General features: G+C 74.7%; 4 protein-coding genes. 3 read left to right on the top strand and 1 reads right to left on the bottom strand.

The genetic code is table 11. From position 1 onward, the window contains the following. Nucleotides 1-233: 233 nt before the first annotated feature. Complete coding sequence (rpmB, locus tag ACZ51D_RS03560) at nt 234-419, bottom strand: 50S ribosomal protein L28 (RefSeq protein WP_014138233.1); 186 nt, start codon at nt 417-419, stop codon at nt 234-236. A 300-nt stretch (nt 420-719) separates the two neighbouring features. On the opposite strand from rpmB, the gene ACZ51D_RS03555 reads away from it, so the two are divergent. The 3 genes from ACZ51D_RS03555 (at nt 720) to ACZ51D_RS03545 (ending at nt 5244) form a co-directional block, all read left to right on the top strand. Next, entirely contained in the window at nt 720-2351 is a 1632-nt protein-coding gene (locus ACZ51D_RS03555) for a DAK2 domain-containing protein (RefSeq protein ID WP_465661078.1), read from the top strand. Between the two features lie 39 nt (nt 2352-2390). Beyond that, a complete protein-coding gene (gene recG, locus ACZ51D_RS03550) occupies nt 2391-4607 on the top strand; it encodes an ATP-dependent DNA helicase RecG (RefSeq protein ID WP_465661076.1) in 2217 nt (738 codons plus the stop codon). 103 nt (nt 4608-4710) lie between these two features. Beyond that, entirely contained in the window at nt 4711-5244 is a 534-nt protein-coding gene (locus ACZ51D_RS03545) for a hypothetical protein (protein WP_360504608.1), read from the top strand. The last annotated feature ends 132 nt before the right edge of the window (nt 5245-5376 follow it).

Here is a 5376-nt window from a genome sequence, read left to right as displayed (position 1 = left end):
CGCGGGGGGCGGGTTTGGGGCCGGCCCCCCCCGCGGGGGGGTGGCGGTGTGGGGGCGGGGTGGCCCGGCGCCCCCCCTAGGGGGCGGGAAAACGCGGGGGGGGGCGCCCCCCCCGGCCCCCCCCCCCACCACCGGTGAGACCGGAAAGCGGCGTAGCCGGCCGCGAAAACAGTGAAGCCGGTCCATCCGAGGATGAACCGGCTCACTGGAGGACCGGCATGCCGGTCTGCGCGTCAGCGCGAGACCTTACCGGCCTTGATGCACGAGGTGCAGACGTTGAGCCGCTTCGGCGTCCGCCCAATCACAGCGCGCACCGTCTGGATGTTGGGGTTCCAACGACGGGGGGTACGGCGGTGAGAGTGGGAGATGCTGTTGCCGAAGCCCGGCCCCTTGCCGCAGACGTCGCAGTTGGCAGCCACAGGAGTCACTCCAAGACTTCAGATCAGATACTTTCGAAAACCCCACTCACCCACCGGAAACACTCGCGTGAACCGGGCCGGACAAGGGGGTGAGCCTGGACGGTTCCAGGCAACCGGAAGAGCATACATCGCTTGCTTCCGTCCCACGAAACTACCATGACCGGCCGAGTGATCGCTCCGGTCGCCGGTCCGAACGGCCCTCCCCGCCCCCCGATAACCTGCCGGTATCACCCCTCGCCGCTGCCCTGAAGGTGTTGCCGCCCCACAGGCCGTCGCGGCGTCCCATCCGGAGGAGACCTGGTGCTGCACACGCTCGACGCCCCGGCCGTGCGCACCTGGTGTCAGCTCGCCCTGCGCGCCCTCGGCCAGGCCCGCGAGGAGATCGACGCGCTCAACGTCTACCCGGTCCCGGACGGCGACACCGGTACCAACCTCTACCTGACCGTCGAGTCCGCCGCCGCCGAGGTGGAGAGCCGCTTCGCCGACCCCGCCGCCGAGCCGGCCCCCGGCCTGGCCGACGCGGTCCGCGCGATGGCCCGCGGCGCGCTGGTCGGCGCCCGGGGCAACTCCGGCGTGATCCTCGCCCAGTGGCTGCGCGGCACCGCCGAGACGCTGGCCGAGGGCGGCGGCGCCGAACACCTGCGGGCCGCCCTGCAGCGGGCCGCCGACTCCGCCTACCAGGCCGTCGCGGAGCCCGTCGAGGGCACGCTGCTGACCGTCGCCCGGGTCGCCGCCCGGGAGGCCGTCCGGGCCGGGGACGGGCTCGCCCAGGTCGCCGACACCGCATACCGGGCCGCCCGGGACGCGCTGCGGCACACCCCCGAGCAGCTCGCCGTACTGGCCGAGAACGGCGTCGTGGACGCCGGCGGGCGCGGCCTGGTGGCCGTCCTCGGCGCGCTCGCCGACGCCGTGGCCGGGCAGCAGCCGATGGGGCCGGTCGCGCTGCGCGGGGACGTCCGGGCCGTCGAGAGCTGCGAGGTGCACGTGCGGCCGCCCGGGCCCGGGCACCCCGCCTTCGAGGTCATCTACCTGCTGGACGCCCCCGACGAGGCGCTGCCCGCGCTGCGCGAGCGGCTCGCCGGGCTCGGCGACTCGCTGGTGATCGGCGGCGGCGACGGCCTGTGGAACGTGCACGTCCACGTCGACGACGCGGGCGCCGCCGTGGAGGCCGGGGTCGGGGCCGGGCGACCGCACCAGATCCGGATCACGCACTTCGCCGAGGCCGCCGCCCGGGCCGGCAGCGCCGCCGAGCGCGGCGAGCGCGAGGAACGGGCCCGCGCGGTGCTCTCGGTGGTCTCCGGCGAGGGCCTGGCCGACCTCTGCGAGCAGGCGGGCGCCGTCGTCCTGCACGCCGACCCGGACCGCCCGCCGGCCAGCGCCGAACTCGCGGCCGCCGTGCGCCGCTCGGCCGCCCGCGAGGTCGTCCTGCTGCTCAACGACCCGGAACTGCGCGCCGCCGCCGGGGCCGCCGCCGACCAGCTGCGCGAGGAGGGCGTCCGGATCGCCGTCCTGCCCACCCGATCGCCGGTGCAGGGCCTGGCGGCGCTCGCGGTGCACGAGGGCGGCCGCCGCTTCGACGAGGACGTGGTCGCCATGACCTCCGCCGCCGGGGCCACCCGGTACGCCGAACTCGCCGTCGCCGAGGGGGAGTCCTGGACGATGGCCGGGGTCTGCCAGGCCGGGGACGTGCTCGGGCTGATCGACGGCGACGTCGCGGTGATCGGCACCGGACTGGAGGAGGTCGGCGGGAGCGTGCTGGACCGGATGCTCGGCGCGGGCGGCGAACTCGTCACCCTGATCCTCGGCGAGGGCACCGACGAGGCGCTCGCCGAACGGCTGGTCGCGCACGTGCGGCACCGGCGGCCCGAGGTGGACGCGGTGGTCTTCCACGGCGGGCAGGAGTCGGCGCCGCTGCTCATCGGGGTCGAGTAGCCGCCGCTCTGTCCGTCCCGTGGTGTAAACAGGGCCGTGATGGGCGCTCTCGATGAACCACTGACCAAGCTCGTCGGCGACCGCACCGCGAAGGTGCTCGCCGACAGCCTCAAGCTGCGCACGGTCGGGGACCTGCTGCACCACTACCCGCGCCGCTACGTCGAGCGCGGCCAGCTCACCAGCCTGGACGAGCTGGAGGTCGACGAGCACGTCACCGTGCTGGCCCGGATCGAGAAGGTCACCCTGATCCCGTTCCGCGGCCGCAAGGGCGACCGTCTGGAGGTCGTCGTCACCGACGGCCGCAGCCGGCTCTCGCTGGTCTTCTTCAACCAGGGCTGGCGACAGAAGGACCTCAAGGCCGGCGCCCAGGGCCTGTTCGCGGGCAAGGTCGGCGTCTTCAACCGCACCCGCCAGCTGGTGTCGCCCGACTACCAACTCCTCGACGAGGAAGCGGGGTCGGACGCCGCGCAGCAGTTCGCCGGGCGGCTCATCCCGGTGTACGGCGCCAGCGCGCAGATGCCCAGCTGGAAGCTGTCGATCTGCGTCGAGACGGCCCTCACCAAACACCTCGGCGACGTCGGCGAACCGCTGCCCGCCGAACTGCGCGAGCGGCACGACCTGATCCCGCTGCCCGAGGCGCTGGAGCTGGTCCACCGCCCGCGCGGCCAGGCCGACCGCGAGCGCGCCCAGAGCCGGCTGCGCTGGGACGAGGCCTTCGTCCTCCAGGTCGCCCTGGCCCAGCGCCGGGCCGCCGATTCCGCGCTGCCCGCCAAGCCGCGAAAGGCCCGCGCGGGCGGCCTGCTGGACGCCTTCGACGCCCGGCTGCCGTTCACCCTCACCGAGGGCCAGGAGAAGGTCTCCGCCGAGATCGCCGCAGACCTGGCGACCGAGCACCCGATGCACCGGCTGCTCCAGGGCGAGGTCGGCTCCGGCAAGACCCTGGTCGCGCTGCGCGCCATGCTCGCCGTGGTGGACGCGGGCGGCCAGGCCGTCCTGCTGGCGCCCACCGAGGTGCTCGCGCAGCAGCACCACCGCTCGATCGTCGAGATGATGGGGGACCTGGCCGAGGGCGGGATGCTCGGCGGCTCGGACCTCGGCACCCGGGTGGTGCTGCTGACCGGCTCGATGGGCGTGCCCGCCCGCCGCCAGGCGCTGCTGGACATGGCCTGCGGGGACGCCGGGATCGCCATCGGCACCCACGCGCTGATCGAGGACAAGGTCCGGTTCCAGGACCTCGGCCTGGTCGTGGTCGACGAGCAGCACCGCTTCGGCGTCGAACAGCGGGACGCGCTGCGCGCCAAGGGCGAGCAGCCGCCGCACCTGCTGGTGATGACCGCCACCCCGATCCCGCGCACCGTCGCGATGACCGTCTTCGGGGACCTGGAGACCTCCGTCCTGGACCAGCTGCCGGCCGGCCGCTCGCCGATCTCCACCCACGTCGTCCCGGCGCTGGAGAAGCCCAACTTCCTGGCCCGGGCCTGGGAGCGGGTCCGCGAGGAGGTGGCCAAGGGCCACCAGGCGTACGTGGTCTGCCCCCGGATCGGGGACGAGGAGCCCGCCGACCCGAAGACGAAGAAGAAGCGCCAGGCCTCCGCCGCCGAGGACGACCTGGAGGACGTGGGCGCCGGGAGCGACGAGCGGCGGCCCCCGCTCTCCGTGATCGAGACCACCGAGATGCTGGTGAAGGGCCCGCTGGCCGGGCTGCGGGTGGAGATCCTGCACGGCCGGCTCGCACCGGAGGCCAAGGACGACGTGATGCGCCGGTTCGCGGCCGGCGAGGTGGACGTCCTGGTCGCCACCACGGTCATCGAGGTCGGCGTCAACGTCCCCAACTCCACCGCGATGGTCATCATGGACGCCGACCGCTTCGGCGTCTCCCAGCTGCACCAGCTGCGCGGCCGGGTCGGGCGCGGCAGCGCGGCCGGCCTGTGCCTGCTGGTCAGCGACATGCCGGCGGCCAGCCCCGCCCGGGCCCGGCTGGACGCGGTGGCGGGCACCCTGGACGGCTTCGAGCTGTCCCGGATCGACCTCGAACAGCGCCGGGAGGGCGATGTGCTGGGCCAGGCCCAGTCCGGGGTGAAGTCCTCGCTGAAGGTGCTCTCGGTGCTGGAGGACGAGGAGGTCATCCTCACCGCCCGGACGGAGGCCACCCGGCTGGTCGCCGCGGACCCGGAGCTGGCCGCCCACCCGGAGCTGCGGACCGCGCTGGAGAGCCTGATCGACGAGGACCGCGCGGCCTACATGGAGAAGGGCTGAGGGCCGGCCGGGCCCCTGGATTGTCAGACCCCCGCGAGAGAATGTAGTTGTTCAGGGCGCACCCCCAAGGTGCGTACCTGGCGCGACACTTGGGGGTCCTGCCATGGCATTCCGTCATCTCAACGAGCTCCCGCTCGGCGACAAGGTCTTCCGGATCGAACTCGCCAGCGACGACGACCGCGAGGTCACCCTCACCCTGACCGGCTGGCGCGAGGGGGCGGCCGCCACGCCGCTCGCCTCGGGCAAGCTCCGCCTGCCGGTCGAGGACGTCGCCTCGCTGCGGATCGCGCTCAACCGCGCGCTCCGGGCGCTGGCGATCGTCGCCGACGTCTCCGAGCCCATCCCCGACCGCGACGTGCTGCGCGAGCTGTACCCCGGCCACGGCGCCCCCTGGGTGCCGCAGCACGAGGAGGAGCTGGTCCGGCGCTTCCACGACGGCGAGACCATAGCCCGGATCGCCGCCCGCTTCGGCCGTACGCCCGACTCCGTCCGGACCAAGCTGCGCGAGCTCGGGCACGATCCGCGCCGCCCCGAGTTCTGCCCGCCCGACGGCTGCCTGTCCTGGTCCCGCTACGCCTCGCCGGCGCTGCTCGGCGCGGCCGTCCCGGCCCAGGGCGCGGCGGCGGACGCGAGCTGATGCGCTGACCCCGGGGCCCCCCCCCCCCCGCGGGGGGGGCCCCGCCGCCCCCCCCCCCCGGCCCCCCGGGGGCGGGGGGCCGGGGGCGCCCGGCGGCGTTGCCACGCGCGTGGCGCCCACCCACGCATCAAC

Source organism: Kitasatospora sp. NPDC033851 (assembly GCF_055576085.1).
Note: the sequence above shows the minus strand (reverse complement) of the source record. Positions and strands in the feature narration are given on the sequence as shown.